Source organism: Streptomyces sp. NPDC026522, from assembly GCF_055567555.1.
In genome coordinates this window covers 72,933-96,394 of record NZ_JBVHQF010000002.1, presented here as the reverse complement: position 1 = coordinate 96,394, position 23,462 = coordinate 72,933, and the positions used below count along the sequence as shown (strand labels likewise).

General features: G+C 68.9%; 17 protein-coding genes and 1 tRNA gene. 3 read left to right on the top strand and 15 right to left on the bottom strand.

The annotated features are described in order from the left end of the window. Positions 1 to 2 precede the first annotated feature (2 nt). Positions 3 to 374 (bottom strand): 30S ribosomal protein S12, encoded by a 372-nt coding sequence (rpsL, locus tag ACZ4M3_RS04895; RefSeq protein ID WP_007265893.1) that lies wholly within the window; start codon positions 372 to 374, stop codon positions 3 to 5. Between the two features lie 444 nt (positions 375 to 818). On the opposite strand from rpsL, the gene ACZ4M3_RS04890 reads away from it, so the two are divergent. Beyond that, on the top strand, positions 819 to 3,272 hold the full coding sequence (locus ACZ4M3_RS04890; RefSeq protein WP_467730799.1) for a YfhO family protein: 2,454 nt from the start codon (positions 819 to 821) through the stop codon (positions 3,270 to 3,272). A 101-nt stretch (positions 3,273 to 3,373) separates the two neighbouring features. On the opposite strand, the gene ACZ4M3_RS04885 is transcribed toward ACZ4M3_RS04890, so the two are convergent. The 10 genes from ACZ4M3_RS04885 to ACZ4M3_RS04840 all read right to left on the bottom strand — a co-directional run bounded on the left by ACZ4M3_RS04885 (position 3,374) and on the right by ACZ4M3_RS04840 (position 16,732). Beyond that, on the bottom strand, positions 3,374 to 7,273 hold the full coding sequence (locus tag ACZ4M3_RS04885) for a DNA-directed RNA polymerase subunit beta' (protein WP_136213219.1): 3,900 nt from the start codon (positions 7,271 to 7,273) through the stop codon (positions 3,374 to 3,376). 97 nt (positions 7,274 to 7,370) lie between these two features. Then, positions 7,371 to 10,853, bottom strand: a complete 3,483-nt coding sequence (rpoB, locus tag ACZ4M3_RS04880; protein WP_329197481.1) for a DNA-directed RNA polymerase subunit beta — start codon at positions 10,851 to 10,853, stop codon at positions 7,371 to 7,373. Positions 10,854 to 11,461: 608 nt separating this feature from the next. Further along, positions 11,462 to 11,845: a 50S ribosomal protein L7/L12 gene (gene rplL, locus ACZ4M3_RS04875; RefSeq protein WP_361312448.1), complete on the bottom strand. Its 384-nt coding sequence runs from the start codon at positions 11,843 to 11,845 to the stop codon at positions 11,462 to 11,464. 110 nt (positions 11,846 to 11,955) lie between these two features. Then, on the bottom strand, positions 11,956 to 12,486 hold the full coding sequence (rplJ, locus tag ACZ4M3_RS04870; protein WP_030710304.1) for a 50S ribosomal protein L10: 531 nt from the start codon (positions 12,484 to 12,486) through the stop codon (positions 11,956 to 11,958). A 274-nt stretch (positions 12,487 to 12,760) separates the two neighbouring features. Then, the gene (locus ACZ4M3_RS04865; RefSeq protein ID WP_467730261.1) at positions 12,761 to 13,639 is read right to left on the bottom strand and encodes an SCO4651 family lipoprotein; all 879 of its coding nucleotides are present in this window, start codon (positions 13,637 to 13,639) and stop codon (positions 12,761 to 12,763) included. Positions 13,640 to 13,802: 163 nt separating this feature from the next. Further along, positions 13,803 to 14,531, bottom strand: a complete 729-nt coding sequence (rplA, locus tag ACZ4M3_RS04860; RefSeq protein WP_030154662.1) for a 50S ribosomal protein L1 — start codon at positions 14,529 to 14,531, stop codon at positions 13,803 to 13,805. Positions 14,532 to 14,619: 88 nt separating this feature from the next. Further along, positions 14,620 to 15,054, bottom strand: a complete 435-nt coding sequence (gene rplK / locus ACZ4M3_RS04855; RefSeq protein WP_136213216.1) for a 50S ribosomal protein L11 — start codon at positions 15,052 to 15,054, stop codon at positions 14,620 to 14,622. A gap of 165 nt (positions 15,055 to 15,219) precedes the next feature. Beyond that, positions 15,220 to 16,188 carry a transcription termination/antitermination protein NusG gene (nusG, locus tag ACZ4M3_RS04850; protein ID WP_467730260.1) on the bottom strand — a complete coding sequence of 323 codons (969 nt, stop codon included), beginning with the start codon at positions 16,186 to 16,188 and terminating at the stop codon, positions 15,220 to 15,222. Between the two features lie 84 nt (positions 16,189 to 16,272). After that, a complete protein-coding gene (gene secE / locus ACZ4M3_RS04845) occupies positions 16,273 to 16,554 on the bottom strand; it encodes a preprotein translocase subunit SecE (protein ID WP_030298162.1) in 282 nt (93 codons plus the stop codon). A gap of 105 nt (positions 16,555 to 16,659) precedes the next feature. Continuing rightward, positions 16,660 to 16,732, bottom strand: a tRNA-Trp gene (locus ACZ4M3_RS04840). Positions 16,733 to 16,934: 202 nt separating this feature from the next. Between ACZ4M3_RS04840 and ACZ4M3_RS04835 the strand changes: the two genes are divergently transcribed. Continuing rightward, a complete protein-coding gene (locus tag ACZ4M3_RS04835; RefSeq protein ID WP_467730259.1) occupies positions 16,935 to 18,161 on the top strand; it encodes a pyridoxal phosphate-dependent aminotransferase in 1,227 nt (408 codons plus the stop codon). 270 nt (positions 18,162 to 18,431) lie between these two features. Beyond that, positions 18,432 to 19,451 (top strand): adenosine deaminase, encoded by a 1,020-nt coding sequence (locus tag ACZ4M3_RS04830; RefSeq protein ID WP_467730258.1) that lies wholly within the window; start codon positions 18,432 to 18,434, stop codon positions 19,449 to 19,451. Here the strand turns inward: ACZ4M3_RS04830 and ACZ4M3_RS04825 are convergent. The 4 genes from ACZ4M3_RS04825 to ACZ4M3_RS04810 all read right to left on the bottom strand — a co-directional run bounded on the left by ACZ4M3_RS04825 (position 19,441) and on the right by ACZ4M3_RS04810 (position 23,234). Next, positions 19,441 to 19,857, bottom strand: coding sequence for a hypothetical protein (locus ACZ4M3_RS04825; RefSeq protein ID WP_467730257.1), 417 nt, complete (start codon positions 19,855 to 19,857; stop codon positions 19,441 to 19,443). The genes ACZ4M3_RS04830 and ACZ4M3_RS04825 overlap by 11 nt on opposite strands. A 15-nt stretch (positions 19,858 to 19,872) precedes the next feature. After that, entirely contained in the window at positions 19,873 to 20,973 is a 1,101-nt protein-coding gene (locus ACZ4M3_RS04820; RefSeq protein WP_467730256.1) for a UDP-N-acetylmuramate dehydrogenase, read from the bottom strand. Positions 20,974 to 20,999: 26 nt separating this feature from the next. Continuing rightward, positions 21,000 to 22,397, bottom strand: a complete 1,398-nt coding sequence (locus ACZ4M3_RS04815; protein ID WP_467730798.1) for an MFS transporter — start codon at positions 22,395 to 22,397, stop codon at positions 21,000 to 21,002. A gap of 228 nt (positions 22,398 to 22,625) precedes the next feature. Then, positions 22,626 to 23,234 (bottom strand): TetR/AcrR family transcriptional regulator, encoded by a 609-nt coding sequence (locus ACZ4M3_RS04810; RefSeq protein ID WP_467730255.1) that lies wholly within the window; start codon positions 23,232 to 23,234, stop codon positions 22,626 to 22,628. Between the last annotated feature and the right edge of the window lie 228 nt (positions 23,235 to 23,462).

The following is a 23,462-nucleotide window of genomic DNA, read 5'->3' as shown; positions in this document are numbered from 1 at the left end:
TCTTACTTCTCCTTCTTGGCGCCGTAGCGGCTGCGGGCCTGCTTGCGGTTCTTGACAGCCTGGGTGTCAAGCGCACCGCGGATGATCTTGTAACGAACACCCGGCAGGTCCTTCACACGGCCACCACGCACGAGCACGATCGAGTGCTCCTGCAGGTTGTGTCCCTCACCCGGAATGTAAGCGGTGACCTCGATGCCGGAGGTCAGACGCACACGCGCGACCTTACGGAGCGCCGAGTTCGGCTTCTTCGGGGTGGTCGTGAACACACGCGTGCAGACGCCGCGACGCTGGGGCGAAGCCTCGAGCGCGGGGGTCTTTGTCTTCTCGACCTTGTCCTGCCGGCCCTTACGGACCAGCTGCTGGATCGTAGGCACTACTTCTCCGGTTTCTGTGTGCCGTGTAGTGAAGCTAACCTGGAACGTTGCCGACCCACGCGGTCGGGTGTGTCGGATCCGGTGGAGCTCCGCGCAAACGGAGATCACATGGATCGCGGTGGCTTGTACGGGCTCTTATGCGGGTGATGGACACGCACGGGAGCCCAGGCACACCCCAGGCACAAGGTCTGAGCGTACCCATCCCATCCACTCCGGTCAAAACAAAGGCCCGGCAGCCGCCGCGGCCCCGCCGCCCCCACAGAGGCGCAGGCCAGACGCGGCACGGGATCCGGGCCCGGGCGGCCCTCCTGCACCGGCGCGGATGTGCGGAACCCGAGCGCATGTGGTACGTGGATCCGCGCTCCCCGCACCGCCCTAGACTGACGAGCCGGACAAACCGCCACCCGGCGAAGTCGATCAGCAGGGAGCAGCGCATTGGGAACCGTGGCCTCGGAGCCCACCACGCAGGAAGCTCCCGCCCGGCGGCGGCCGACCGCGGCCCGCCGCCGTCTGGCCCGCCTGCGCGGCCCCCTGCTCGCCTTCCTCGTCACCGCGGGCGCGTTCTGTACCGCCTGGGTGGCCCGCGGCACCTACCCCTTCGGGAACACCGGCCGCGCCCTCAACGACCAGGCCAACCAGTACGTGCCCTTCCACCGCGCCCTGTGGGACCTGGTGCACGGGCAGGCCGCCGGTGACCTGCTGTTCAGCTGGCGCGGCGGCTTCGGGCAGCAGTTCCTGTCCGACTACTACACCTACCTCGGCAACCCGTTCTCCTGGCTGGCGGTCCTCGTCCCCCGGGCCCACGTCGACCTCGCGGTCTTCGTCGTCACCCCCCTGACGATGGGCACCGCGGCCGCCGTGATGACGGTGTACCTCGGCAAGCTGCACCCCGGCCCCTGGTGGCAGCGCGGGGTGCTCGGAGCGACGTACGGGCTGTGCGGGTGGGCGCTCAGCGACGCCTCGTACATCCCGATGTGGCTGTGGGGGCTGGTCGCCCTGCCGCTGCTGGGCATCGCCGTCGAGTGGTGCCTGGAGCAGCGCCGCTGGCCCGGGGTCGCACTGTTCGTCGCGCTCGCCTGGTTCGGGAACTTCTACACCGCGATGATGGCCACGATGGCCGCCTGCGTGCTCCTGGCCGTCCGGCTGGCCACCCGGGAGATGACCGGCGCCGAGCGGCTGCGCGCCGTGTGGCGGGCGGCCACGGCCACCGTGACGGGCATCCTCCTCACCCTGCCGCTGCTCCTGCCGTCCTTCCTGTCCAGCGGCGCCGCGCAGCCCACCCGGGCCGGCTCCTTCGAACCGGTCCGGATCGAGATCCTGCTCGCCGGGATGCTTCCCGCCACCCACCTGTGGGGCGGCCGGCCGCGGCTGTACGTGGCCTCGCTGGGGCTGATCCTGGCAGGCGCGTTCCTGTTCAACACCGCGATCGCGCGCCGGACCCGCCTGGTGTGGGCGGCGGCGACGCTGCTGGTGCTGGCCTCGTTCCAGTTCCCGCCGACCCAGTACGTGTGGCACGGCCTGGCGGTGCCCAACGGCAACCCGTACCGCGAGGCCTTCGTGTTCAGTGGCATGGTGGTGATCGCCGCCTGGCTGGCGCTCGCCCACCGGCCGCGCCCGCTGCACCTCGCGCTGTCGGCCGCCCTGCTGGTGGCCGCCACCTTCGTACTGCGCCACACCAACGACTTCGGCGGCTGGACGTGGCCGGCCGTGCTCGGCGGCGGCGCCCTGTCGCTGCTCGCACTGGTCCTGCTGGCCCTGGGGCGCGAGCGCCGCTACCTGATCCCGGTCGCGGCCGTGCTGATGGTCGGCGTGGTCTTCGCCGAATCCGCCGCCGCCGCGCTCAACGCGGACACCCGGCGGGCCCGCGAACGCTGGGCGGCGCCGGCCGCCACCTCCAACGAGTCGATCAGCCGCCACTTCGACGCCGTCCGGGCGGTCGACGGCTGGCCCGCCTACCGGACCGACTCGGGCGCGCCGCAGACCTCGTACAACGACGCCCTGGCCCTGCGCGCGGAGGGACCGCAGTACTACAGCAGCTACCTCCCCGAGGCCACGTACCAGGCCTTGCAGCCCCTGGGATACGGCTTCAAGAACGACGGCCGGACCTTCTTCGGCGCCGACAACCCGGTGCTCGACGCGATCTTCTCGATCGGGGCGCGGGTACGGCCGGGCGCCGCGAAGAACAGCTGGACCGCGACGAAGTTCCCGGCCCCGCCCCTCGTGACGCTGCGCCACGGCTCCTACACCTCCCCCAACCCGGCCGACAGCGTCTACGCCCGCCAGGAGAACGTCCTGGGCGCGAGCGTCTACCAGGTCCCGCAGGTCACCCGGGGCGGCAGCGCCACCGCCCAGACGTACGCGGCCCAGTGCACGCCCGGCTCCGAGGCCTACTGGTACTCGCCCGAGCTCTACGGCACCCTCTCCCAGGGCACCTCCGGCTCCCGCCCGCTGGAAGACCGGATGAGCGGGGTCGTCCCGCTCGGTACGGTCCCCGCCTCGGGCCGGCTGGACGTCGCGGTCGCCACCCGCACCGCGAACGCCACGGCCGGCGCCCATCCCATCGGCTGCCTGGACCGCGCCGCGCTCGACGCCGCGGTGCGCCGCCTCACCGCCACCGGCGCGGCGAAGGTCACCGCGGCCGGACACACCATCGAGGCCACCCTCCCCCAGGGCGCAACGGGCACGGCGGTCTTCGCGATGACCGCCGTCCCGGGCTGGCAGTGCTCCGCCCCGCTCCGCCCCTTCCACGGCCTGGTCTCCGTCCCCGTGGCCCCCGGCACCACGAAGGTCTCCTGCACCTTCACCCCCAGGGGCCTCACCCCGGGCCTCGCCGCCGCCACCCTCGCCCTCCTGGCCCTCACCTCGGTCACGGTCGCCACCCGCCGCCGCCGCGCCTGAGGCCCGCTCCCGGGGGCCCGGGCGACCCCCGGGCCCCGGAACACGAAGAAGCCCCCCGCCGCTCCTCTCGGAGCAGCGGGGGGCTTCGACGTACCGGACCCTTAGCCGTTGTACGGGCCGTAGTCGTAGTCCTCCAGCGGGACAGCCTGGCCGGAGCCGGTGCCGAAGGGCGAGTAGTCGATGTCGTCGTAGCCGACGGCCGAGTACATCGCTGCCTTGGCTTCCTCGGTCGGCTCGACCCGGATGTTGCGGTAGCGGGACAGACCCGTACCGGCCGGGATGAGCTTACCGATGATGACGTTCTCCTTGAGGCCGATGAGGCTGTCGGACTTGGCGTTGATCGCCGCATCCGTCAGGACTCGGGTCGTCTCCTGGAAGGAGGCGGCCGACAGCCAGGATTCCGTCGCCAGCGAGGCCTTGGTGATACCCATCAGCTGCGGACGGCCGGAGGCGGGGTGACCGCCCTCGGTGACCACACGACGGTTCTCGGTCTCGAACTTCGACCGCTCGACCAGCTCGCCCGGCAGGAGCTCCGCGTCGCCGGACTCGATGATCGTCACGCGGCGCAGCATCTGCCGGATGATGATCTCGATGTGCTTGTCGTGGATCGACACGCCCTGCGAGTTGTAGACCTTCTGGACTTCGCCGACCAGGTGGACCTGGACGGCACGCTGGCCGAGGATGCGCAGCACGTCGTGCGGGTTGGTGGCACCCATGGTGAGCTTCTGGCCCACCTCGACGTGGTCGCCCTCGTGCACGATGACCTTGGCGCGCTTGGAGATCGGGAACGCCGTCTCCTCGCTGCCGTCGTCGGGCGTGATGACGATCTTCTTCGTCTTCTCGGTCTCCTCGATCCGCACGCGGCCGGCGGCCTCGGAGATCGGGGCGACACCCTTCGGGGTACGGGCCTCGAAGAGCTCGACGACACGCGGCAGACCCTGCGTGATGTCGTCACCGGCCACACCACCGGTGTGGAAGGTACGCATCGTCAGCTGGGTACCGGGCTCACCGATGGACTGCGCGGCGATGATGCCGACCGCCTCACCGATGTCGACCAGCTTGCCGGTGGCCAGCGAGCGGCCGTAGCAGAAGGCACAGGTGCCGACCGCGGACTCGCAGGTCAGGACCGAGCGGGTCTTGACCTCCTCGACGCCGTTCGCGATGAGGGCGTCGATGAGCACGTCACCGAGGTCCACGTTGGCCGGCGCGATGACCTTGCCGTCGATGACGACGTCCTCGGCCAGCATGCGGGCGTACACGGAGGTCTCGACGTCGTCGGCCTTGCGCAGTACGCCGGCCTCGTCCTTGACACCGATCTTGAGCTTGAGGCCGCGCTCGGTGCCGCAGTCCTCCTCGCGGATGATGACGTCCTGCGAGACGTCCACCAGACGACGGGTGAGGTAACCCGAGTCGGCGGTACGCAGGGCGGTGTCCGCCAGACCCTTACGGGCACCGTGCGTGGAGATGAAGTACTCCAGAACGGTGAGGCCCTCACGGAAGGACGCCTTGATCGGACGCGGGATGGTCTCGTTCTTCGCGTTCGACACCAGACCACGCATACCGGCGATCTGTCGCATCTGCATCATGTTTCCTCGGGCACCCGAGTCAACCATCATGAAGATGGGGTTCGTCTTGGGGAAGTTCGCGTTCATCGCCTCGGCAACCTCGTTGGTCGCCTTGGTCCAGATCGCGATGAGCTCCTGCGTGCGCTCGTCCTTGGTGATCAGACCGCGCTCGTACTGCTTCTGGACCTTCTCGTCCATCGCCTCGTAGCCCGCGACGATGGCCTTCTTGGCCTCGGGCACGACGACGTCGGAGATGGCCACGGTGACGCCCGAACGGGTCGCCCAGTGGAAACCGGCCGCCTTGAGGTTGTCGAGCGTCGCCGCCACGATGACCTTGGGGTAGCGCTCCGCCAGGTCGTTGACGATCTCGGAGAGCTGCTTCTTGCCCACCGAGTAGTCGACGAACGGGTAGTCCTCGGGCAGCAGCTCGTTGAAGAGCGCGCGGCCCAGGGTCGTCTTCAGACGGAAGCTGTCGCCCGGCTGGAACTCCTGCTCACCCTCCTCGGCGACCGGCGGCACCCAGCCGCGCGGCGGGATGGTGCCCACCGGGAAGCGGATGTCGACCTGCGACTGGAGCGCGAGCTCGCCGGCGTCGAACGCCATGATCGCCTCAGCCGTGGAGCCGAACGCGCGGCCCTCGCCCTTGGTGTCACGCAGCTCACCGTCGGTGGTCAGGAAGAACAGACCGAGGACCATGTCCTGGGTCGGCATCGTGACCGGACGGCCGTCGGCCGGCTTGAGGATGTTGTTCGAGGACAGCATCAGGATGCGGGCCTCGGCCTGCGCCTCCGCGGAGAGCGGCAGGTGCACGGCCATCTGGTCACCGTCGAAGTCCGCGTTGAACGCGGTGCAGACGAGCGGGTGGATCTGGATGGCCTTGCCTTCGACCAGCTGGGGCTCGAAGGCCTGGATGCCGAGACGGTGCAGCGTGGGCGCACGGTTCAGCAGCACCGGGTGCTCGGCGATGACCTCTTCGAGCACGTCGTAGACGACCGTACGGCCGCGCTCGACCATGCGCTTCGCCGACTTGATGTTCTGCGCGTGGTTCAGGTCCACCAGGCGCTTCATCACGAACGGCTTGAAGAGTTCCAGCGCCATGGCCTTGGGCAGACCGCACTGGTGCAGCTTCAGCTGCGGACCGACGACGATCACGGAACGCGCGGAGTAGTCCACGCGCTTGCCGAGGAGGTTCTGACGGAATCGGCCCTGCTTGCCCTTGAGCATGTCGCTCAGGGACTTCAGCGGACGGTTGCCGGGGCCCGTCACCGGGCGACCACGACGGCCGTTGTCGAAGAGGGCGTCGACCGCCTCCTGGAGCATCCGCTTCTCGTTGTTCACGATGATCTCGGGGGCACCGAGGTCGAGAAGGCGCTTCAGACGGTTGTTGCGGTTGATCACGCGGCGGTACAGGTCGTTCAGGTCGGAGGTCGCGAAGCGGCCACCGTCCAGCTGCACCATCGGACGCAGGTCCGGCGGGATCACCGGCACGCAGTCGAGCACCATGCCCTTGGGGCTGTTGCTGGTCTGCAGGAACGCGGAGACGACCTTGAGGCGCTTGAGCGCACGGGTCTTCTTCTGGCCCTTGCCGGTACGGATGATCTCGCGGAGGCGCTCGGCCTCCTCCTCCAGGTCGAAGGACTCCAGGCGCTTCTGCAGCGCCGCGGCACCCATCGAACCGTCGAAGTAGGTACCGAAGCGGTCGCGCAGCTCGCGGTAGAGCAGCTCGTCGCCTTCGAGGTCCTGGACCTTGAGGTTCTTGAAGCGGGACCAGACCTCGTCCAGACGGTCGATCTCGCGCTGCGCACGGTCGCGCAGCTGCTTCATCTCGCGCTCGGCGCCTTCGCGCACCTTGCGGCGCACGTCGGCCTTCGCGCCCTCGGCCTCCAGCTCGGCCAGGTCGGTCTCGAGCTTCTTGGCCCGGCCCTCGAGGTCCGCGTCACGGCGGTTCTCGATCTGCTGGCGCTCGACGGAGACGTGGGCCTCCAGCGACGGGAGGTCGCGGGTGCGGCGCTCGTCGTCCACGAACGTGATCATGTACGCGGCGAAGTAGATGACCTTTTCGAGGTCCTTCGGCGCGAGGTCCAGCAGGTAGCCCAGGCGCGACGGGACGCCCTTGAAGTACCAGATGTGGGTGACGGGAGCGGCAAGCTCGATGTGGCCCATCCGCTCACGACGCACCTTGGCGCGCGTGACCTCGACGCCACAGCGCTCACAGATGATGCCCTTGAAGCGGACACGCTTGTACTTGCCGCAGTAGCACTCCCAGTCCCGGGTCGGACCGAAGATCTTCTCGCAGAAGAGTCCGTCCTTCTCGGGCTTGAGGGTGCGGTAGTTGATGGTCTCCGGCTTCTTGACCTCGCCGTGCGACCAGGTTCGGATGTCGTCCGCGGTGGCAAGGCCGATCCGCAGCTCGTCGAAGAAGTTGACGTCGAGCACTGTGCGTCAATCCCTCTTTCGGGGTCGAGTCTCAATCATGGTCTGAACGGTCCCGGGGATGACGGGGGGCTCTTGAGCGAGCCCCCCGTCAGGCCCGTCAGACCTCTTCGACGCTGCTCGGCTCACGCCGGGACAGGTCGATACCGAGCTCCTCCGCCGCGCGGAAGACGTCCTCGTCGGTGTCGCGCATCTCGATGGACATGCCGTCCGAGGACAGCACCTCCACGTTGAGGCAGAGCGACTGCATTTCCTTGATGAGCACCTTGAAGGACTCGGGAATGCCCGGCTCGGGGATGTTCTCGCCCTTGACGATGGCCTCGTAGACCTTCACGCGGCCGGTGACGTCGTCGGACTTGATGGTCAGCAGCTCCTGGAGGGCGTAAGCGGCGCCATAAGCCTCCAGCGCCCACACCTCCATCTCACCGAAGCGCTGGCCACCGAACTGCGCCTTACCACCCAGCGGCTGCTGCGTGATCATCGAGTACGGACCGGTCGACCGGGCGTGGAGCTTGTCGTCGACCAGGTGGTGCAGCTTGAGGATGTACATGTACCCGACCGAGATCGGGTCCGGGAACGGCTCGCCGGAGCGGCCGTCGAACAGACGCGCCTTGCCGGACGGCAGGACCAGACGGTCGCCGTCGCGGTTCGGGATGGTGTGCTCGAACAGGCCGGCCAGCTCGTCCTCGCGGGCACCGTCGAACACCGGGGTGGCGACGTTGGTGCCGGGCTCGACGCGGTCGGCGCCGATCGCCTTGAGGCGCTCGGCCCACTCCTCCGCGAGGCCGGAGACGTCCCAGCCGCGGCTGGCGAGCCAGCCGAGGTGGATCTCCAGGACCTGTCCCGGGTTCATTCGGGACGGGACACCCAGCGGGTTCAGGATGATGTCGACCGGCGTGCCGTCCTCAAGGAAGGGCATGTCCTCGATCGGAAGGATCTTGGAGATGACACCCTTGTTGCCGTGACGGCCGGCGAGCTTGTCGCCGTCGGTGATCTTGCGCTTCTGGGCGACGTAGACGCGGACCAGCTGGTTCACGCCCGGGGGAAGCTCGTCGCCCTCCTCGCGGTCGAAGACGCGGACACCGATGACCTTGCCGATCTCACCGTGCGGGACCTTGAGCGAGGTGTCACGCACCTCGCGGGCCTTCTCACCGAAGATCGCGCGGAGCAGGCGCTCCTCCGGGGTCAGCTCGGTCTCACCCTTGGGCGTGACCTTGCCGACCAGGATGTCGCCGGCGACGACGTCCGCACCGATGCGGATGATGCCGCGCTCGTCGAGGTCGGCCAGGACCTCTTCGGAGACGTTCGGGATGTCCCGGGTGATCTCCTCGGGGCCCAGCTTGGTGTCACGGGCGTCGACCTCGTGCTCCTCGATGTGGATCGAGGAGAGGACGTCGTCCTGTACGAGGCGCTGCGACAGGATGATCGCGTCCTCGTAGTTGTGGCCTTCCCACGGCATGAACGCGACGAGCAGGTTCTTGCCGAGGGCCATTTCGCCCTCTTCGGTGGCCGGGCCGTCGGCGAGGACCTGGGCCTCGACGATCCGGTCGCCCTCGTTGACGATGACCTTCTGGTTGACCGAGGTGCCCTGGTTCGAGCGGGAGAACTTCGCGACGCGGTACGTGGTGTACGTGCCGTCGTCGTTGGCGACGGTGATGTAGTCGGCCGAGACCTCCTGGACGACACCGTCCTTCTCCGCCTTGATCGAGTCACCGGCGTCGACGGCGCAGCGGTACTCCATGCCGGTGCCGACGAGCGGCGCCTCCGCCTTGATGAGCGGAACGGCCTGGCGCATCATGTTCGCGCCCATGAGGGCGCGGTTGGCGTCGTCGTGCTCCAGGAAGGGGATCATCGCGGTCGCGACGGACACCATCTGGCGCGGGGAGACGTCCATGTAGTCGACGTCGTCGCCGGCGATGTAGTCGATCTCGCCGCCACGACGGCGGACCAGGACGCGGTTCTCGGTGAAGCGCATCTCGTCGTTCAGGCCGGCGTTGGCCTGGGCGATGACGAAGCGGTCTTCCTCGTCGGCGGTCAGGTAGTCGACCTCGTCGGTGACGACGCCGTCGACGACCTTGCGGTACGGGGTCTCGACGAAACCGAACGCGTTGACGCGGCCGTAGGACGCGAGCGAGCCGATCAGACCGATGTTCGGGCCTTCGGGGGTCTCGATCGGGCACATGCGGCCGTAGTGCGACGGGTGGACGTCTCGGACCTCGAAGCCGGCCCGCTCACGGGACAGACCACCGGGGCCCAGCGCCGACAGGCGGCGCTTGTGGGTCAGGCCCGACAGCGGGTTGTTCTGGTCCATGAACTGCGACAGCTGGCTGGTGCCGAAGAACTCCTTGATGGAGGCGACGACCGGCCGGATGTTGATCAGGGTCTGCGGCGTGATCGCCTCGACGTCCTGGGTCGTCATGCGCTCGCGCACGACGCGCTCCATCCGGGCCAGACCCGTACGGACCTGGTTCTGGATGAGCTCGCCGACGTTGCGCAGACGACGGTTGCCGAAGTGGTCGATGTCGTCGGTCTCGACGACGATCGAACGGCCCGACTCACCGGTGGTCTCGGTCTCGCCCGCGTGGAGCTTCACGAGGTACTTGATCGTCGCGATGATGTCGTCGGTGGTGAGCACACCGGCGTCCAGCGGCTCGTCGGCGCCGAGCTTCTTGTTCACCTTGTAGCGGCCGACCTTCGCGAGGTCGTAGCGCTTCGGGTTGAAGTAGAGGTTCTCGAGCAGCGTCTGAGCGGCCTCGCGCGTCGGCGGCTCGCCCGGGCGCAGCTTGCGGTAGATGTCGAGCAGCGCGTCGTCCTGGCCCTGGGTGTGGTCCTTCTCCAGGGTGGCGCGCATGGACTCGTACTCGCCGAACTCTTCGAGGATCTGCTCGGTGGTCCAGCCGAGAGCCTTGAGGAGGACGGTGACGGACTGCTTGCGCTTGCGGTCGATGCGGACACCGACCATGTCGCGCTTGTCGACCTCCATCTCCAGCCAGGCACCCCGGGACGGGATGATCTTGGCGGAGAAGATGTCCTTGTCGGACGTCTTGTCGATGGAGGAGTCGAAGTAGACACCGGGGGAACGGACGAGCTGCGACACCACGACACGCTCGGTGCCGTTGATGACGAAGGTGCCCTTGTTGGTCATGAGCGGGAAGTCGCCCATGAAGACCGTCTGAGACTTGATCTCTCCGGTCTCGTTGTTCGTGAACTCGGCGGTAACGAAGAGCGGCGCCGCGTACGTGAAGTCGCGCTCCTTGCACTCGTCGACCGAGTTCTTCGCCGGCTCGAAACGGTGGTCGCGGAAAGTCAGCGACATCGACCCGGAGAAGTCCTCGATCGGCGAGATCTCCTCGAAGATCTCTTCAAGACCGGACTTGGTGGGGACGTCCTGTCCACTCTCGAGAGCCGACTCGACGCGAGCCTTCCAGGCGGCGTTGCCGAGCAGCCAGTCAAAGCTCTCGGTCTGCAGCGCCAGGAGGTTCGGAACCTCGAGGGGCTCCTTGATCTTTGCAAAGGAGATGCGCAGCGGGGCGGTGCTGGCACCGTTGTTCGTATTGGTCGAGGCGTTGCGCGAGGCGGCCAAGAGGGGGTCCTTCCGAGGGCTCGGACTCACTACGCGCGTACCGGTCCCAGCCGACACAGACGACGGACGCTTTGAATCTGGTGCGAAAGACCAGGTCAGGGCGGATCAGTCAGGTGTGCTCGAGCGTGGGCATGCCCCTGGCGACGGGCAGGGGGCAGCTAACAGGCAGCGCAAAGGGTCAGTGTAGCCACTTGGCTCACTGATGTCCAGACCAGGTTTCCGGAAACCGGCAACAGGCCTTCCCCACTCGATCAACCAACACCGTGTTCAACCAACACTGCGTCCAACTCTGCCGCGCTCGTACACAGAGCGCGTATCAGTACTGCCCTCTTCGTAGTCGATCCATGCCTCGGATCGCCGATCCGTACCCTCGGGGCTCGGAAGCGGTCGGGCGGTCTCCCACGACGGGTCTGAGAATTGCGCGCCGCCGCCCGTTCGTCAAGGCCCCCTGCTCCGAGCGGATCATCTCCGGACCCTGCTCCGAGGCAACGAAGATCACCCTACTCCTCAACGAGAGCAGGGCAAATCAGGCACTCCGGGTACGCCAAAGGGCGACCACCCTTACGGGTGACCGCCCTTTGAAGAGGCCCCTGAGGACCTCAGAGGTGTTACTTGACCTCGACAGCCGCGCCGGCAGCCTTGAGGGACTCGGCGGCCTTGTCAGCGGCCTCCTTGTTGACCTTCTCGAGGACCGGCTTCGGGGTGCCGTCGACGAGGTCCTTGGCCTCCTTCAGACCCAGGGAGGTCAGCTCGCGCACGACCTTGATGACCTGGATCTTCTTGTCGCCCGCACCGGTGAGGATGACGTCGAACTCGTCCTTCTCCTCCTCGGCCTCGGCGGGGGCACCCGGGCCGGCGGGGCCGGCGACGGCGACGGCCGCGGCGGCGGTGACGTCGAACTTCTCCTCGAAGGCCTTCACGAACTCGGAGAGCTCGATGAGGGTCATCTCCTCGAACTGGGCGAGGAGGTCGTCCTGAGAGAGCTTCGCCATGATGGGCGATCCTTCCACTAATTCGGCAGGTGCCGGATGTATATAGAGGCGGGCGTAACGGCCCGCTACGACCCACGCACTAGGCGGCGTGGATCAGTGCGCGAGCCGAATTACTCGGCACCGCCCTGCTCGGCGAGCTTGACGCGAAGCGCTTCCGCGGTGCGGACGAACTTCGACGGCAGCGCCTGGAAGAGCGAGGCAGCCTGGGACTGCTTGCCCTTGAACGCGCCGGCCAGCTTGCTGAGCAGAACCTCGCGGGACTCGAGGTCCGCAAGCTTCTTGATCTCATCGGCGGTGAGCGCCTTACCATCAAGGACACCCGCCTTGATGATGAGGTTCGGGTTGTCCTTGGCGAAGTCACGCAGGCTCTTCGCCGACTCCACCGGGTCACCGGTGATGAAGGCGACCGCGGTCGGACCAGCGAAGTGCTCGTCCAGCGCGGTGATCCCGGCCTGGTTGGCCGCAATCTTGGTCAGCGTGTTCTTCACCACGGCGTACTGGGCGTTCTCACCGAGCGAACGACGCAGCGTCTTGAGCTGCGCGACGGTGAGACCCCGGTACTCGGTCAGCACGGCGGCGTTCGAGCTCTGGAACTGGTCCGTGAGCTCGGCTACCGCGGCAGCCTTGTCGGGCCTTGCCATAGAGCGTCGGCCTCCTTCCGGGTGATGAGGACCGCTCAGAAGGGGCTGCATACAAAACGCCCCGGCGCAGGCGCCAGGGCGTAGCTCAACCGAATCGTGAAACTCGGGAACTTTCCTCAGTCACCTACGCGGGTCGTCCGCATCCAGCGGATCCTTCGGCCACCGCACCCTTACGGGCACGACAACGACCAGCGGTCTTTGGCTTCTCGGGAACTGTACGTGAAGCACGCGACCCGAGGCAAATCGCCCCTGGCCGGCCCCACGGCGCCGGGACTCAGCCCTGCGCGCCGCCGTCCTTCGTCATCTGGGCGAGGTCCACGACCTGGTCGGCCGGGGGCGCCGTGATCTCGACCGGCTGGTTGTAGTCGAGGAACTTGACCGTGACGTCCATCGGGCCCCTGGCGGTCTGAGCCTGGGTGCGCACCTGCTTGGTGTGGTTCGTGGCGTCGATCCACATGTCCATCACCATGCTCTGGACGCCCTGGTCCTGGAGCTGCTTGATGGTCTTCTCCTGGCGATCCTTGGCCTCCGGGGTGGCCGTGGCCGCGGTGGCCTTCAGCTGCTCCAGGCTGAGCGTGCCGGTCAGGTGCGTGGTCTTCTGCCCGTCGACGGTCTCCTCGCCGAGCGACTTCAGGTCCTTGGCCCCGCTCAGCTGGTTCGCCCGGTCGCCCGGGTTCTCACCGCTCTGACCGGCCTTGCCGAGCGCGTCCAGCTGGGCCGCCGCGTCCGGGCTCGCGCTCTTGAGGTCGAACTTGAGGTACTTGCCCTCGCTGCCCATGTACATCACGTTGCCGATGAGGCGCAGGTCGACGGTGCCGCCCTCGGCCCCCGGGGAGGCCATCTTCATCGACATGGCCACCTCGGGCTTGAGGCGCATGGCCACGTCACCGGAAAGCTGCTGGCCGGCCACGCTCCCGGACATGGTGTAGCGCAGCGAGGTGATCTCCTCGGAGCCCTTCTTCACCTGCTCCAGGAAGGCGGCCGGCTCCGCCTGCACCGGCTTCTGCCCGCCGGCCGCGCCCGAGGCACTCGACGCGCTCGTCGCCGGAGCGGCGGCGCCGTTCTTCTTCCCGCCCTCGCAGGCGGTGGCCCCGCCGGCGAGCAGTACGGCCGCCGCGACGGCGACGGCGGTCTTCTTGTGGTACGCGTTCATGGAAATCCCCACCCCTGTTTGCTGCAGAACAGCAGGAACCCTACTGGGTGGTACGGACATCGGTCGCACGGATATACGGAAACGGGCCCCCCGCTCCCGGGGAGGGAGCGGGGGGCCCGTTCAGCCACTCGGCCGGCCGTGACCGGAGTCAGGCCCGGACCGGTCAGACAGCAGCCGGGTCTTCCTCGACGAGGAGGTTCCGGGTGCGGTTGGAGTCCAGCTGGATGCCGGGGCCCATCGTGGTGCTGAGGGCGGCCTTCTTGACGTAGCGGCCCTTGGCGGCGGACGGCTTCAGACGGAGGATCTCGTCCAGCGCGGCGCCGTAGTTCTCGACCAGCTGCTCATCGGTGAAGGAGACCTTGCCGATGATGAAGTGCAGGTTCGAGTGCTTGTCGACACGGAACTCGATCTTGCCACCCTTGATCTCGGTGACAGCCTTGGCGACGTCCATGGTGACGGTGCCGGTCTTCGGGTTCGGCATCAGGCCACGGGGACCGAGCACGCGGCCGAGGCGGCCGACCTTGCCCATGAGGTCCGGCGTGGCGACAACGGCGTCGAACTCGTTCAGGCGGTTGCCCTTGGCGATCTCGTTGATCAGCTCGTCGTCGCCGACGATGTCGGCGCCGGCGGCTTCCGCGGCCGCAGCACGGTCACCGGTCGCGAAGACCAGGACCCGGGCGGTCTTACCGGTGCCGTGCGGGAGGTTCACGGTGCCGCGGACCATCTGGTCGGCCTTGCGCGGGTCGACACCCAGGCGGAAGGCGACCTCGACGGTGGCGTCGAACTTGGTCGTGGAGGTCTCCTTGGCGAGACGGACGGCCTCGAGCGGGGCGTACAGCTTCTCCCGGTCGACCTTGGCGTCCGCAGCGCGGAGAGTCTTGCTGCGCTTCACTTCTGCTCCTGTATTTCGGCTTCAGGCATGGAGTCGTGGTGCGGGCCAGCGCTTGGCCCTACCACTGGTGGAACTGGGGGTGGCTGAATCAGCCTTCGACCGTGATGCCCATGGAACGGGCGGTGCCGGCGATGATCTTCTCGGCGGCGTCGAGGTCGTTGGCGTTCAGGTCGGGAAGCTTGATCGTGGCGATCTCGCGGACCTGGTCACGCGTGAGCTTCGCGACCTTGGTCTTGTGCGGCTCGCCCGAGCCCTTCTCGATGCCCGCGCTCTTCAGGATGAGGCGCGCGGCCGGCGGCGTCTTGGTGATGAAGGTGAAGGAGCGGTCCTCGTAGACCGTGATCTCCACCGGCACGACCATGCCACGCTGCGACTCGGTCGCGGCGTTGTAGGCCTTGCAGAACTCCATGATGTTGACGCCGTGCTGACCGAGCGCGGGGCCGACCGGCGGAGCCGGGTTGGCCGCACCGGCCTTGATCTGGAGCTTGATAAGCCCCGTGACCTTCTTCTTCTTGGGAGGCATTGCTCTCTCCGGGTCCTAGTGAGAGTTTTTCGCCGCCAATCCGGTCATCCGGATGGAGGCATACCGCACCACGATAACGGGTATCGGTGCGGGGCTGAAAACCGAGCAGGTCAGACCGCCCTTTACGGGGCGTTCTGACCTGTTCGGAAGCGTGGAACCAGAAGATCAGTTCTTCTGGATCTGGTCGAAGCTCAGCTCGACCGGAGTCTCGCGACCGAAGATCTCGACGAGGCCCTTGACCTTCTTCGAGTCCGGGTTGATCTCGTTGATCGTCGCCTGGAGCGTCGCGAACGGGCCGTCGGTGACGGTGACCGAGTCGCCGACCTCGAAGTCGAGGACCTCGATCTGGCGCTTGACGGCGGGCGCGGGCAGGCCGGCCTCTTCCGCGGCGGCCTTGGCGGCCTTCTCCTGCGCCTCCGGGGCGAGCATCTTGACGATCTCGTCCAGGGTCAGCGGGTACGGGTCGTAGGCGTTGCCGACGAAGCCGGTGACGCCCGGGGTGTTGCGGACGACGCCCCAGGACTCGTTCGTCAGATCCATGCGGACGAGAACGTAACCGGGCAGCTTGTTCTGCCGGACGTTCTTGCGCTCGCCGTTCTTGATCTGGACGATCTCTTCCTCGGGCACCTCGGCCTGGTAGATGAACTCCTCGACGTTCAGCGAGACGGCGCGCTGCTCCAGGTTGGCCTTCACGCGCTTCTCGTAGCCCGCGTAGGTGTGGATCACGTACCACTCGCCGGGCAGCCGGCGGAGCTCCTCGCGCAGCGCCTCGATGGGGTCGACCGGCTCGGCGGGCTCTTCGGCCCCGGCCTCGGCGGCGTCCTCCACGGCTTCCACGGCGTCGTCATCGTCGGCAGCGGCGTCGTCGGACTCGTCGTCCTCGGACTCGACCTCGGCGGCGTCGGCAGCTTCAACGTCGGCGTCGGCATCGGCCGCGTCGTCGGCGTCGGCGGAGACCTCGTCGGACTCGTCGGCGGACTCGACGTTCATCGCGGCTTCCTCGGCAGCGGCACCCGCTTCGGCGTCGGCGGCCTCGGCCTCATCGAGGTCCGCGTCCGCCGCCTCGACGATGTCGAGCTCGTCCTCGACGGACTCGACGGAGTCGTGGCTCGCGTTCAGGTTCGGGTCAGACACGGTGGCTGCTTCTTCCTGGATACAAAAGGTGGTCGAACATGCGAAAACGGGCGGCACCCATCAAGGCGCCGCCCTCCGCGGGGATCAGCCGAAGACGAACTTGATGGCTTCCTGGAACCCATAGTCAATCACGGTCACCAGACCGATCATGATGACGACGAAGACAATCACCACAGTGGTGTACGTCGTGAGCTGGTTGCGAGTCGGCCAGACAACCTTGCGGAGTTCCGCGACGATCTGGCGGTAGAACAGCGCGAGCCGGCCCAGAGGACCCTTCTTGCCGCGCTTGCCGCCCTTGCGGGCCTTCTTCTCGCGGGTGTCGTCCTCGGCGTCAGGCATGTCGATGGAGCCCAGGGCGTCCGTCACGTCTCTCACCTGAATCCGGGTCGTGGCCGTAGCCGCGCCCGGTTGCGCCGCACGGCGTTGCATCGAAGTACGTACCTGCGCACACGTCCGAGAAGGAGTGTGGAGCAGGGCCGGAGGGACTCGAACCCCCAACCGCTGGTTTTGGAGACCAGTGCTCTACCAATTGAGCTACGACCCTTTGCGTTCCCCAACCTACCGCATCCGAGCGGGTGCACGGAGTGCTCACGCTCTGGGGCGGCCGGTGAGGACCAACGACAGGTGAGTGTACGTGGTCCGGGCCCTGACGTCGAACAGAAGCCGCCGGGGCGGCATCCGGATCTTCTCCGTCCGCTCAGTGAAACGGTGTGCGGCCGCTGTTTGCCGTCTGGGACGATTGCCGTATGACCTCTGCAACGCCTTCCTCCGAGCGCCGGGTGTCCGCCCGCATCGGCGCAATCTCCGAGTCCGCCACCCTCGCCGTCGACGCCAAGGCCAAGGCCCTCAAGGCCGCCGGGCGTCCGGTGATCGGCTTCGGCGCGGGCGAGCCCGACTTCCCGACCCCGGACTACATCGTCGAGGCGGCGGTCGAGGCCTGCCGCAACCCGAAGTACCACCGCTACACGCCGGCCGGCGGCCTGCCCGAGCTCAAGACCGCGATCGCGGCCAAGACGCTGCGCGACTCCGGCTACGAGGTCGACGCCTCCCAGGTCCTGGTGACCAACGGCGGCAAGCAGGCCATCTACGAGGCGTTCGCCGCGATCCTCGACCCGGGCGACGAGGTCATCGTCCCGGCCCCGTACTGGACCACGTACCCGGAGTCGATCCGCCTCGCGGGCGGTGTCCCGGTGGAGGTCGTCGCCGACGAGACCACCGGCTACCGGGTCTCCGTCGAGCAGCTGGAGGCCGCGCGCACCGAGCGCACCAAGGTCGTCCTGTTCGTCTCCCCCTCGAACCCGACCGGCGCCGTCTACAGCGAGGACGACGCCCGCGCCATCGGCGAGTGGGCGGCGGAGCACGGCCTGTGGGTGCTGACGGACGAGATCTACGAGCACCTGGTCTACGGCGACGCGAAGTTCACCTCGCTCCCGGTGCTGGTCCCGGCCCTGCGCGACAAGTGCATCGTCGTGAACGGCGTCGCCAAGACGTACGCGATGACCGGCTGGCGGGTGGGTTGGGTCATCGCCCCGAAGGACGTCATCAAGGCCGCGACCAACCTTCAGTCGCACGCCACCTCCAACGTCTCCAACGTGGCGCAGGTCGCCGCGCTGGCCGCCGTCTCGGGCAACCTGGACGCGGTCGCGGAGATGCGCAAGGCGTTCGACCGTCGCCGCCAGACCATGGTCAAGATGCTGAACGAGATCGACGGCGTCCTCTGCCCGACCCCCGAGGGCGCGTTCTACGCGTACCCCTCGGTCAAGGAGCTGCTCGGCAAGGAGATCCGCGGCAAGCGCCCGCAGACCTCGGTCGAGCTCGCGGCCCTGATCCTGGACGAGGCCGAGGTCGCGGTCGTTCCCGGCGAGGCCTTCGGCACCCCGGGTTACCTGCGCCTCTCGTACGCCCTGGGCGACGAGGACCTGGTGGAGGGCGTGACCCGGATCCAGAACCTGCTGGCGGAGGCCAAGGCCTGAGCCTGCGGCCGCCCCTTGGTCCACCCTGAGCGGTGACGCCCTCCCCGGGCGCCACCGCTCAGTCGTGTCCGGGAGAACCAGCCCCGCCGACGCTTGAGGCGCGGGCCCGGGCCGAGCGAAACCAAACCCCGCCGGCGCTTGAGACGCGGGCCCGGGCGGAGCCCGGGTAGGCCCCCGCGCAGCGCAAACCGGCCCGCCCGGGCGTTCGAGCAAGCCCCCGATCGGCAAAACCCCCTCCCGCCGAGCGCAGCGGTACGGCAGGATCACCGGATGGAGCACGTACGCGATCTCACGCTTCTGCCGAAAGCCCACCTGCACCTGCACTTCACCGGGTCGATGCGGCCCTCCACCCTGCTGGAGCTCGCCGACAAGTACGGCGTGCGCCTGCCCGACGCCCTGACCACCGGCGAGCCGCCCAAGCTGCGCGCCACCGACGAGCGCGGCTGGTTCCGCTTCCAGCGGCTCTACGACGCCGCCCGCTCCTGCCTCCGCGAGCCCGACGACATCCACCGCCTGGTCCGCGAGGCCGCCGAGGAGGACGTCCGGGACGGCGCGGGCTGGCTGGAGATCCAGGTCGACCCCACCTCCTACGCTCCCCTGCTCGGCGGCATGATCCCGGCCGTCGAGATCATCCTCGACGCCGTCGACGCCGCCTCCCGCGACACCGGCCTCGGAATCCGCGTCGTTATCGCCGCCAACCGCATGAAGCACCCCCTCGACGCCCGCACCCTCGCCCGCCTCGCCGTCCGCTACGCCGACCGCGGTGTCGTCGGCTTCGGGCTGTCCAACGACGAGCGCCGCGGCATGGCCCGCGACTTCGACCGGGCCTTCGCCATCGCCCGTGAGGGCGGCCTGCTCGCCGCCCCGCACGGCGGCGAGCTGACCGGCCCGGCCTCCGTGCGCGACTGCCTCGACGACCTGCACGCCGTCCGCGTCGGGCACGGCGTCCGGGCGGCCGAGGACCCCCGGCTGCTCAAGCGGCTCGCGGACCGGCAGATCACCTGCGAGGTCTGCCCCGCCTCCAACGTGGCCCTCGGCGTGTACGAACGGCCCGAGGACGTGCCGCTGCGCACGCTCTTCGAGGCGGGGGTGCCGATGGCGCTGGGCGCGGACGACCCGCTGCTGTTCGGGTCCCGGCTCGCGGCCCAGTACGAGATCGCCCGCCGCCACCACGCCTTCACGGACGAGGAACTGGCCGAGCTGGCGCGCCAGTCGGTGCGCGGTTCCGCGGCGCCCAAGGAGGTGCAGGGCAAGCTGCTGGACGGGATCGACCACTGGCTCACCGGGTGAGCCGCAGGTCCCCCTCGTAGCAGTCGGCCCGCACCCGGTCGCCGTCGGCGAAGCCGATCTCCAGGTGGGTGCGGCCGGTCTCGGGCGCGGCGTACTCGGCGACGGTGGCGACGGTCTCGCCGAGGTGGCGCAGGAAGGGGTGGTCGCCGAGGTCCTCACCGACCTCGATCCGGCCCCACTCCCCCATGTCGTACGGCTGGTGCGGGGTCTCGGACTCGACGATGAGGCACTGGTCTGAGCCGGTGGTGATGCGGGTGGACTCGCCCTCGCTGTCGAGCAGCCAGACGTCGAGCGGCGCCTCCGAGCGTTCGCCCTCGTAGACGTGCCAGGAAGCGACGACCGCCTTGATCGCGCGGCCCACCAGCCGGGTGGGGTCCGTACCGGCCCCGTGCAGGGGACATCGCATGGCGACCGGTACCCCTCAGATGCTGACGCCGACCGTCACCGGTTCGTTGACCAGGGTGACGCCGAAGGCCTCGTGGACGCCCGCGACGACCTCACGGGCCAGGGCGAGGAGGTCCTCGGTGGTGGCCTCGCCCCGGTTGGTGAGGGCGAGGGTGTGCTTGGTGGAGATGCGCGCGGGGCCGGTTCCGTACCCCTTGGTGAAGCCGGCCTTGTCGATCAGCCAGGCCGCGCTGGTCTTCGTACGGCCCTCGCCGGCGGGGTACGCGGGCGGGGCGGTGCCGGCGCCGAGGCGGTCCTGGACGCGGGCCAGGAAGGCGGCGTAGGCCTCGTCGGTCAGGATCGGGTTGTGGAAGAAGGAGCCGGCGGACCAGGTGTCGTGGTCGGCGGGGTCGAGGACCATGCCCTTCCCGGCGCGCAGGCGCAGTACGGTCTCGCGGGCGGCGGCGGCCGGGACGCGGTCACCGGCCTCCACGCCGAGGGCGCGGGCGGTCTCGGGGTACTTGATGGGGGCGGAGAGCCCGCCGGCGTCTTCCAGGGCGAAGCGGACGCGCAGGACGACGTAGCGGTCGGGCTGGTCCTTGAAGGTGCTGTTGCGGTACCGGAAGTCGCACTCGGCGGCGCTGAGGGTGACCGTTTCGCCGCTGGTGCGGTCGTACGCGACGACCTCGGTGATGGTGTCGCAGACCTCCTGGCCGTACGCCCCGACGTTCTGGATCGGCGTGGCACCGGCGGAGCCGGGGATCCCGGCGAGGCACTCGATCCCGGCGAGCCCGGCGTCGACGGTGCGGGCGACCGCGTCGCTCCAGTTCTCGCCCGCGGCGAGCTCCAGCCGGGTCCCGTCGAGGTGGAAGCCGGTGGTGGCGATGCGCAGGGCGGTGCCGGGGAAGCCCTGGTCGCCGATGACGAGGTTGCTGCCGCCGCCGATGACGAGCAGCGGGGTGCCGGCGGCGTCCGCGGCGCGGACGGCGTCGACGACCTCGGCGTCGGTGGTCGCGGTGACCAGCCGGGCGGCGGGGCCGCCGAGCCGGAAGGTGGTCAGCGGGGCGAGGGGGGCGTCGTGGAGTTCCTGCACGGGGACAAGAGTACGGTCCGCACCCCTCGCATCCTTGCGGGGCACGGACCGTGACTCGGCGGGGGTGCGGTTCAGCTCGCGGCGGGCACCTTGTGCGCGTCGGTGGCGGTGGCGGGGGCGGTCGCGGTCGCGGTTGCGGTCGCGGTCGCGGTCGGCGGGGTCTTCGCCTTGCGGGGCAGCAGCAGGGCGAGCGCGGCGGCGAGGGCCACGGCCCCGGCGCCGATCCACAGCGCGGGCACGGTGCCGTCCGTGAAGGCCTGCGGGGTCTCGTAGCCGCCCTGGGCGGAGAACACGGAGGCCAGGACCGCGACCCCGAGGGCGCCGCCGACCTCACGGAGGGCGTTGTTGGTGCCGGAGGCCTTGCCCTGGTCGGCGGGCGGGACGGTGGACATCAGCGCGTTGGAGGCGGGGGCGAAGTACAGCGCCATGCCGATGCCGCTGAGGACGAGGGCGGGCAGCTGGGCGGCGTAGGAGACGTCCGCGCTCAGGATCACCGCGAACCAGCCGAGCCCGATCGCCTGGAAGGCGAGCCCGGCGGTGACCACCGGGCGGCTGCCGATCCGGTCGGACAGGATCCCGGCGATCGGCGCGACGATCATCGGCATTCCGGTCCAGGGCAGCATGCGCAGTCCGGCCTCGGTGGGCGAGTAGCCGGCGACGCCCTGGAGGAACTGGCTCAGCAGGAAGATCGACCCGAACATGCCGAGGAACATGAGGAGGCCGGCGAGGTTGATGCCGAGGAACCCGCGGTTACGGAAGAGGCGCATGGGGAGCATGGCGTGTGGGTTGCCGGAGCCGTGCCGGATGAAGCCGCCGACGAGGCCGGCGCCGAGGACCAGGCCGGTCAGCACGGGGGTGCTGGTCCAGCCCTTGGCGTTGGCGTTGACCAGGGCGTAGACGATCCCGAAGAGGCCACCACTGATGAGGAGGGTGCCGGGGACGTCGAGCCGGGCGTCGGGGGCGGTGGACTCGGCGAGGCGGAGGCGGGCGAGCGGGACCAGGGCCAGGCCTATCGGGACGTTGATCCAGAAGATCCACTGCCAGGAGACGTGCTCGGTGAGGCTGCCGCCGATGAGGGGGCCGCTGGCGACGGCGAGGCCGGTGACGGCTCCGTAGATCCCGAGGGCCATGCCCCGGCGGGCGGCGGGCACGGCGGCGGTGAGCAGGGTGAGCGTGAGCGGCATCATGACGGCGGCGCCGACGCCCTGGACGGCCCGGGCGGCGATGAGCTGGTCGATGCCGGGCGAGAGGGCGGCCGCGGCGGAGGCGACGGTGAAGAGGGACAGCCCGCCGATGAAGAGGCGCCGCCGGCCGAACCGGTCGCCGAGGGCGGAGCCGAACATGAGGAGGACGGCGAAGGTGAGCGTGTAGGCGTTCACCGTCCACTCCAGGTCTTCGAGCTTGCCGCCGAGGTCCGCGCGGATGGCGGGGAGGGCGGTGGTGACGACGAGGTTGTCGAGGGCGGCCATGAAGCTGGCGGCGCCGGTGATGACGAGGGCCCAGACGGCGGAGCGGCTGAGGGCGGGTGGGGGTGCGGGTGTGGGTGCCGGTGTGGGTGCGGGTGCCGGTGTGGGTGCCTGGTCCTTCATGTATCCCCCTGAGAGACGACGTTAGTTATTGCTGACTAACTTCACTGATTAAACAGAGCTGCGGGAGGGTGCGGCGTGGATGCCGCAAGGCAACCGCGCACCACGGGCCTACGAGCCCCCCTCGCCGCCCTCACCTTCACGCGCCGCTTCCCCGACCGCCGCCACCGCCCCCTTGTCGGCGGGGTAGCACCCCTCCCACACCCGGTGGCCGGGCTGGAAGCCGAGGGCGGTGAGGGTGTTGATGAGCATCCCGTGCGCCATGAAGTCGGTGGTCTCCTTGATGTCGGCCCCGAGCGCGAGATGGACGGTGTCCCACAGCCTCATCCAGCCTGCCCGCACCATCTCCCCGAACTCCGCCTCCCCGGCGGCCTCTGCGGCGGCGACGGTGAGGCTCGCCTGGAGCTGCATCTGCAACTTGTCGGGGTGCTCGGCGATCAGCTTCAGGTAGGCGTCCCCCATGGAGTGGAGGGCCTCCTCACTGGTACGCCCCTTCGCGGCTTCTTCGAAGACGAGCCGGATGTCCTCGGTACAGCGGGCGACGGCGGCGACGAAGATCGCCTGCTTGTTGGGGAAGAGCCGGAAGAGGTAGGGCTGCGAAACACCGACGCGCTTGGCGATCACCTCGGTGGAGGTGCCGTAGTACCCACCCCGGGCGAACTCGAGCATCGCCGCCCGGATGACGCTCTCGCGTCGTTCTTCTGCGCTCATCCTTGCCATGGGAATGAAGTTAGTGCTCAATCACTAACTTGGCAAGGGGGAGGGTCGGGGCGTGGCGGGGTGCCGCTGGGCGGGGTTGTGGGCGCGGGGGGTCCGGGGCGGGGTGCCCTCGGACGGGGGTGGTGGGGTGCTGGGGGTCCGGGGACGGAGTCCCCTCGGACGGGGGTGGTGAGGTCCTGGGAGTCCAGGGGACGGAGTCCCCTCGGACGGCGGTGGTGAGCTCCTGGG

Bases quoted from the DNA above. Each gene is read 5' to 3' on its own strand.
- rplL (WP_361312448.1), bottom strand. From the start codon at position 11,845: ATGGCGAAGCTCTCTCAGGACGACCTCCTCGCCCAGTTCGAGGAGATG.
- rplJ (WP_030710304.1), bottom strand. From the start codon at position 12,486: ATGGCAAGGCCCGACAAGGCTGCCGCGGTAGCCGAGCTCACGGACCAG.
- ACZ4M3_RS04865 (WP_467730261.1), bottom strand. From the start codon at position 13,639: ATGAACGCGTACCACAAGAAGACCGCCGTCGCCGTCGCGGCGGCCGTA.
- rplK (WP_136213216.1), bottom strand. From the start codon at position 15,054: ATGCCTCCCAAGAAGAAGAAGGTCACGGGGCTTATCAAGCTCCAGATC.
- ACZ4M3_RS04835 (WP_467730259.1), top strand. From the start codon at position 16,935: ATGACCTCTGCAACGCCTTCCTCCGAGCGCCGGGTGTCCGCCCGCATC.
- ACZ4M3_RS04830 (WP_467730258.1), top strand. From the start codon at position 18,432: ATGGAGCACGTACGCGATCTCACGCTTCTGCCGAAAGCCCACCTGCAC.
- ACZ4M3_RS04825 (WP_467730257.1), bottom strand. From the start codon at position 19,857: ATGCGATGTCCCCTGCACGGGGCCGGTACGGACCCCACCCGGCTGGTG.
- ACZ4M3_RS04815 (WP_467730798.1), bottom strand. From the start codon at position 22,397: ATGGCCGCCCTCGACAACCTCGTCGTCACCACCGCCCTCCCCGCCATC.
- ACZ4M3_RS04810 (WP_467730255.1), bottom strand. From the start codon at position 23,234: ATGGCAAGGATGAGCGCAGAAGAACGACGCGAGAGCGTCATCCGGGCG.